Raw genomic sequence first — 6,243 nt, forward strand, 5'->3', positions numbered from 1 at the left:
CCATACCGACGCATTCACTCTCTCCCCGTTCCAGAAACAGGAAGAAAAAATCACAGATCAGACGAGAGTACAAGCGGCATAATCCTCCCGCTTAACTGACGACACGCCCTAGCCGAACCATTCGATCTGGATTTTCTGGCCGGCCTGTGTGGGATGAGCCGGTTTCATTTCAGTCGATCATTTCACAACACCATGGGGCAAAGCCCGTCGCGCTGGTTTGTATGGCGGCGTGTTGAACATGCGAAGGATCTTCTGTGCCAGAGCGACAAGTCCATCATCGAGGTCGCTTTGACCATTGGTTATGAGAGCCCGAGCCATTTTGCGCAGGTGTTTCGCAGAGAAACCGGCGTCAGCCCACGCGATTACAGAAAGCTGTGACGGCATCAGAAGGGATACGTTCTCTCATTTCCTCCGCTCATCTGGAAATCAGAGAAGTGTTGAAGAAGCATGCTGCTGTTACGAATGGGCGGTATTGGGAAGACTGAACGTGGGTATAATGACCGCAACGGGGACGGCAATTGTCTAGCCGCTCGCAATTGCTTTCTGTTTCAGTGCTTCGGCGGAACAATTGCCAGTTGTTCTCGGACACTTGGACGCTCCTGCATCCTCGCGAACCAGGCTAAAAGCGCCGAGCACTCCTGTGGGATCGGCAATTTTACGGCTGCTGCAAATATAAAGCCTCCGATGACTGCAATATCCGCCATAGAGAAAGCCTCACCAGCTATGAAGGACTGTTTCCTCAGCACCCCATCGAAGTAATGCATTCCGCGCAGAGCCTTATCACGCTGGCGGAGACCCCACTCCCGGTTCTGGTAGTGTTCCACATCGGGACCAAGACCCGGTGTGGCATGATGAAAATACACGCTGATGGCGTCCAGCATCTCGATCTCGGCACGTTTTGTCATCATCTGGATCATGCCCTTCTCAAGCGGCGTTCGACCGGTCAGCGTGGGTTCCCCGACAAGCGCATCAAGATAGACCGTGATCGCCGTACATTCAGCGAGGCAAATTCCGTTGTCCAGTTCAAGAACTGGCAACGTTCCGGAATAATTCTTGGCGAGGAAGCCAGGCGTCTTGTGTTCCCCCTTCCACAGGTTGATCGGCACGAATTCGACGCTGGACTGGAGATTTTTTTCTGCTAGGGCAATCCGGATACGGGCCGGATAGGGTCCGGTGGGCCAGTCATAAATTTTCATTAGAGCAGCCTTATTGGCATTGAAAACGAAAATGTCAGGGGTCCGTGCGGACAATCACCCCGGCCTTTCGGCACTGGGACTGTGACTATCCGGAAGCGCTCCCCTACGGCGCTGACTGAAACGCCTTGCGGCCTTCTCCGTCCAATGCCGCGAAATCTTCGTCGGATAACGTGATGCTGGCGGCAGCGACATTCTGCTCCAGATGCGCGACCTTCGAGGTGCCGGGAATTGGCAGCATCACCGGGCTGCGTTTCAGGATCCATGCCAGTGCGAGCTGGCTCGGGTGCGCGCCGTATTTCCCTGCCATGGTGTCCAGAATTGAGCCGGGCTTCGCGAGGTCGCCGGCGGCAAGCGGAAACCAGGGGATGAACCCGATATTCTGCGCGGTGCAGTAGTCGAGCACGTCCTCGCTGGTGCGATCGACAAGATTATAGCGGTTCTGGACGGTTGCCACGTCAAAGAACTTTGACGCGGCCTTGATGTCATCGACGGATACTTCGCTCAATCCCGCATGACGGATCAGTTTCTGGTCGATGAAAGACCTGACTGCATCGAACTGCTCATCCGCCGCGACTTTGGGATCGATCCGGTGCAACTGCCACAGATCGATCTGCTCGACGCCGAGATTACGCAGGCTCTTGTGCACCTGCTGCAGCAGGTATTCCGGCCGCCCGACCGGCCTCCAGATGTCCGGCCCCGACCGGGTCAGACCACCCTTAGTGGCGATCACGAGACCCTTGCGGTAAGGGTGCAGCGCCTCCCTGATCAGCCATTCCGAGACATCCGGCCCGTAGGAATCCGCCGTGTCAATGAAGTTGACGCCAAGTTCGGGAAGGCGCCTCAGCGTGCGGATGGCCTCATCATGATCGGCAGGCGGTCCCCATATCCCTTTGCCCGTGATGCGCATCGCGCCGAATCCAAGCCGATGAACGGCGAGATCGCCGCCGATCGTGAAAGTGCCCGCGTTGGCGGCATTAGCGGATGAATGGGTCATGGCCCTCATTCCTTTTTTCCAGCGAATGGGTGGGGATCAGTCATTCCGTCAGGCTGCGAAGCCACCATCGATGTTGTATGCAGCCCCCGTGATGATGCCAGCCTCTGGCCCGGCAAGATACGCGACCAGCCCCGCGATCTCCGCACCCGTGGCATGGCATTTGATCGCCATGAAGTCGTGCATCACGTCCTTCAATGGCCCATCGGCGGGGTTCATGTCGGTATCGGCAGGGCCAGGCTGGATAACGTTGACGGTGATGCCGCGCGCCCCGAAATCACGCGCCAGTCCCTTGACCATGCCTTTCAGTGCCGTCTTGCTGGCGCTGTAGGCGGCAAGGCCAGTCATCGGCAGCCGGTCTGCATTGGCGGAGCCGATGAAGATGATGCGGCCGCCGTCGGGCATATTTCGTGCGGCAGCAACCGCTGCGTGATAAGGCGCGAGGGTATTGATATGGAAAAGCCGGTCGATGGCGTCCGGCGGGTCACCCGCGCCGAGAATTCCGGAGTTGACGACCAGCACGTCGAGAGGGCTGAGCGAGCAGATCAGCGCGACGAGAGCGTCGCGGTCGCCACTGTCGGCACGCATGGCCTCGCTCCCGGTCTCGGCGGCCAGGGTCTCAGCCTCGTCAGGGGAGGATAAATACGTGAAAACGACTTTCGCGCTATCCGAAGCGAAGCGGCGTACGATCGCCGCGCCAATCCCTCGACTGCCGCCAAGTACGAGGACGGATTTACCAGAAAAACCGCTCATGACGATGTTGCCTCTGATGCCAGTATCGCTGCGATTTTATCGAAGGCGGGTTGGTAGATGTGTGTCGGCATTCGAGCCTCCATACTGGCGGCATGATCGGCAGGAGCCTCGAACTGCCCCCGCCACTGGATAAACGTGTGGTCGCTCTTTGTTATGGGAAGAAGGCTGATCGTAGAACGATAGTTTCGGATCGGCAGGGCTGATTCAACGATCGAGAACGTGACCGTGTGCTCCACGTCGGAGAGTGCCAGAAGCTGTTCACGGATGAGGCCGACATCACCCATTTCAACACGGCGGATGGCACCAACGCGGTCGCCATGCTCATGGCCTTCGATCGCGCAACTTTTCACGCCCGGCAACCATCTTCCAAGAGCGCCGAAATCACGGATCAGCCGCCAGACGGATGAAACGGGCGCAGGAATGACGCTGCTGGCCATAACGTGGATCATGGGGCTTCTCCGGCTGTGATTGTCTGGCCGTCATAGCGACTGGCCTCCTGTCACCTCGATGCGTTGACCGTTCACCCAGCGCATGTCGTCAGACAGAAGGGCACGGACCGCGGCTCCGATGTCGTCGGGTTGTCCGACGCGCCCCAGAGGCGTGACCTCGGCGAGACTCTTGTTGATCCCGGGATCGTCACGAACCAGACCGCCGCCGAAGTCCGATGCCACTGCCCGGGGGCGACGGCATTGACGGTAATACCCCGCACGCCCAGTTCCTTTGCCATATATAGCGAGATGACTTCGGTTGCGGCTTTCATGGCCGCGTAAGGCCCATGATCCGGCAGGTAGAAGCGCGTCGCAGCAGAGGTGATGTTGAGAATTCGGCCACCATCACGGATCAGGGGCAGGAGTGCTACCGTCAGCAGGTACGGGCCCTTGAAGTGGATATTGTACTGGTTGTCGAGTTGTTCGGACGTCGCGGCATCAAAGCGGGTGTGGATGATGTTGCCGGCGTTCTGGACAACATAATTCAGTTCCCCCTGCCCGAACCCGCTTGCAAGAAGGGTTTTGACCTGCCCTGCAAAGTCCGAGAACGACGCATGGTTCGCGATGTCCAGCTGCAGCATGCGCAGCTTCGCGTTCTCGTTGCTGAGGGTGGTTTCGGCTGCTTTCGCCTCGCCTGCATTGGCGTGATACGTGCCGATCACGCTGATGCCAGAGGCCGTCAGATGTCTGGCAATACTGTATCCGATGCCGCGATTGGCACCCGTGATGAATGCGATTTTTGATGTGCTCATGATCGGATTCCCTGAAGAGGCATGGCGTCGAGTTCCGAAGACACCATTTCCATATCGACCGATCCATAATAGGGACACGAAGCAGGGTCAAGGATTTGTGGACCGACCGATATGGAATTTTCGTGCCGGGTCCAGATCGTCTTGCCGTTGTTAGTCCGTCAGCTTTTTTTAGGTCGCTTTGCTGTTCCCCGTTTCACCGCGTTGATATCCCACAATGTCAGCAGCGACGTGACGGCCGCATCCAGAGTGTCCGGACGCATCCCGTCCCGGGCTTCGCATGTCATGCCGTGAAAAAAAGTCGTGAGAATATCGGGCAGGACATCTGTCGCCGGGGATGCGTTCAATTCACCATTGGCGATGGCGCGTTCCACGCAGGCCCTGATGCCCGTACGCGTGCGCTGTCGTTCCGCCGCAAGAAGCGCCTGAACGGGTTCGTTTTCAGGTGAGCAGTTACTGGCACCGCACACGACCAGACACCCGGGCGGGTGTGTGCGGGCAGACTGCATGCGCGCCGAACTGCGCAACGTCCGTTCGATGGCCTCGCGCGGGGACAGGCTTTCATCCCATAACGGCGCCATCACCTGCCCGTATGTAGCCAGATAACGCTGCACGACTTCGCGGAACAGGGCTTCCTTCGAGCCGAACGCGGCATAGAAGCTCGCAGGCGAAATGTTGCCCATGCAGGATTTGAGCTGCGTCAGCGAGGTCGGCTCATACCCCTGCGCCCAGAAAAGCGCCCTGGCGGCGTCAATCGCCCTGTCGCGGTCAAACTCACGGGGACGCCCGGTCCGCGCCATGTCATCGTTCCTTCCGAAAGACTTCCATATTAAGTGATCCATAAGTGATTGCAAGGCTGCTGCTGCCCTATATGTGCATCAAATGATCCATATATGAGCACCCCATGACCCCGACCATTACTGTGTCCACGCAACAAACCGACGCACGCCTTCCGATTGCCGGCCTGCTCGCGCTGGCCATGACCGGCTTCATCTGCATTGTTGCTGCACGAGCGTCACGCCCCTTCACCTCGGTCGATGACCTGTGGCGTCGGGCCGGTGTGAAGGCGGCAGCCCTGACCCATCTGGCTGAGACTGACGCGTTTCGGCCCTCGCTCGGGCTGGCACGCCGGGAGGCGCTCTGGGCGATCAAGGCTCTGCGCGATGAACCCCTGCCGTTGTTTGCGGCACCGCAGGCGACACGGGAAGCGGACGAACCCAATGTGCTGCTGCAGCCCATGCGCGACGGGGCTGAAGTGATGCGCGATTATAACCGTCTTGTCCTGACCCTGCGGGACCATCCCCTGACCTTTCTGCGCGAGGATCTTCAGGCAAGGGACATCATATCCTGTCGGCAGGCGCTGGCCGCGAAAGATGGGAAGCGTCTCACCGTGGCGGGGCTTGTGCTGGTGCGTCAGAGGCCCGGATCGGCAGAAGGCGTGGTGTTCATGACGCTGGAGGACGAGACAGCCAACATGAACGTCATTATCTGGCCGGATCTGTTCGATGCGAACCGGCGCGTGGCGCTTGGTGGGCAGATGCTGGCGGTGACAGGCATGCTCCAGAAGGAAGGCGACGTCGTGCATCTGGTCGCGAAGGAGATCGCCGACCTGTCCGGGTTGCTCGCGGACGTAGGTAATCGCTCCTCTGGTGAGAGCACCCATGCCAGCGATTCCGACGGCGAGCGTATCGTCGTCACATCGCGCAATTTCCACTGATCAATAAGGTCGCCGATAAAGCTCGCGTTATCGTGATATGGCCTGTTTTAAGCCCAACCTACGCTGGAGTTTCACTCCCAGTTGCATCCTATATGCATCCTATATGCATCCTATAATGCATCCTATATGCATCCTGCGCCCATTCCTGGAACGCAAAAAAGCCACCCGTTGGGGTGGCTTTTTCTCTGTCTTTTCAGACGTTTATTCATGGTTGCGGGGGCAGGATTTGAACCTGCGGCCTTCAGGTTATGAGCCTGACGAGCTACCGGGCTGCTCCACCCCGCGGTGGTGATGGTGTAATGTGTGAGGGGTGGACTGGAAGACCTGGCGGCGACCGACTTTCCCGTGG

Annotated in this window: 6 protein-coding genes, 1 tRNA gene and 2 pseudogenes; 2 read left to right on the plus strand and 7 right to left on the minus strand. The window is 58.6% G+C overall.

The window, feature by feature from the left end; genetic code table 11:
- Positions 1-108 precede the first annotated feature (108 nt).
- Positions 109-378 (plus strand): annotated as a pseudogene (locus tag GOB93_RS20340) (helix-turn-helix domain-containing protein); the annotation flags it as partial.
- A 170-nt stretch (positions 379-548) separates the two neighbouring features.
- Here GOB93_RS20340 and GOB93_RS20345 read toward each other — a convergent pair.
- The 6 genes and pseudogenes from GOB93_RS20345 to GOB93_RS20370 all read right to left on the minus strand — a co-directional run bounded on the left by GOB93_RS20345 (position 549) and on the right by GOB93_RS20370 (position 4,977).
- Entirely contained in the window at positions 549-1,196 is a 648-nt protein-coding gene (locus GOB93_RS20345; RefSeq protein ID WP_173585205.1) for a glutathione S-transferase, read from the minus strand.
- Between the two features lie 103 nt (positions 1,197-1,299).
- Positions 1,300-2,190, minus strand: a complete 891-nt coding sequence (locus GOB93_RS20350) for an aldo/keto reductase (RefSeq protein ID WP_173585206.1) — start codon at positions 2,188-2,190, stop codon at positions 1,300-1,302.
- Between the two features lie 48 nt (positions 2,191-2,238).
- Positions 2,239-2,940, minus strand: a complete 702-nt coding sequence (gene bdcA, locus GOB93_RS20355) for an SDR family oxidoreductase (protein WP_173585207.1) — start codon at positions 2,938-2,940, stop codon at positions 2,239-2,241.
- Complete coding sequence (locus GOB93_RS20360) at positions 2,937-3,389, minus strand: SRPBCC family protein (RefSeq protein ID WP_173585208.1); 453 nt, start codon at positions 3,387-3,389, stop codon at positions 2,937-2,939. Before GOB93_RS20360 ends, bdcA begins: the two co-directional genes overlap by 4 nt.
- Positions 3,390-3,419: 30 nt before the next feature.
- Positions 3,420-4,180, minus strand: a pseudogene (locus tag GOB93_RS20365) (SDR family NAD(P)-dependent oxidoreductase).
- Positions 4,181-4,338: 158 nt separating this feature from the next.
- Positions 4,339-4,977 carry a TetR/AcrR family transcriptional regulator gene (locus tag GOB93_RS20370; protein WP_173585209.1) on the minus strand — a complete coding sequence of 213 codons (639 nt, stop codon included), beginning with the start codon at positions 4,975-4,977 and terminating at the stop codon, positions 4,339-4,341.
- A 104-nt stretch (positions 4,978-5,081) separates the two neighbouring features.
- Between GOB93_RS20370 and GOB93_RS20375 the strand changes: the two genes are divergently transcribed.
- Complete coding sequence (locus GOB93_RS20375; RefSeq protein ID WP_277877357.1) at positions 5,082-5,894, plus strand: OB-fold nucleic acid binding domain-containing protein; 813 nt, start codon at positions 5,082-5,084, stop codon at positions 5,892-5,894.
- A 208-nt stretch (positions 5,895-6,102) separates the two neighbouring features.
- Here GOB93_RS20375 and GOB93_RS20380 read toward each other — a convergent pair.
- A tRNA-Met gene (locus GOB93_RS20380) sits at positions 6,103-6,179 on the minus strand.
- Positions 6,180-6,243 lie beyond the last annotated feature (64 nt).

This window comes from Acetobacter musti (assembly GCF_011516835.1).
In the GTDB taxonomy this organism is placed as follows: domain Bacteria; phylum Pseudomonadota; class Alphaproteobacteria; order Acetobacterales; family Acetobacteraceae; genus Acetobacter; species Acetobacter musti.